The following is a 254-nucleotide window of genomic DNA, read 5'->3' as shown; positions in this document are numbered from 1 at the left end:
AGTACACGCTGCGGCCGGGCGGCCGCACCGATGGGCTGGCCGACATCCTCGCGGCCGCCGCTGTGCCCGGCGCTCTCGGGATCTCCGCCGACGAAGGGTGGCCCTCGGCTGTCGCGGCAACCCTGGACGATGTGGAGCCGCTCATCGTCGCGCTCTCGCAGACACGGCTGTTCTCCGACGGCGGCACGTTCACCGTGCCGTCGACCGACGAGCACTTCCGCGTCGTCTACGTCCCGTCGCGCACCTCGATGGAC

Annotated in this window: 1 protein-coding gene; it reads left to right on the top strand. The window is 71.7% G+C overall.

Features of this window, described 5'->3' with window-relative positions; genetic code table 11:
* Window positions 1-254, top strand: a 254-nt coding sequence (locus ACZ3HH_RS30745) for a hypothetical protein (RefSeq protein WP_465810456.1), incomplete at both ends; no start/stop codon positions are given.

It is taken from the genome of Pseudomonas sp. PME37.24/025, assembly GCF_055556615.1.
The sequence above is the reverse complement of the archived record's forward strand: the minus strand, read 5'-3'. Positions and strand labels throughout refer to the sequence as shown.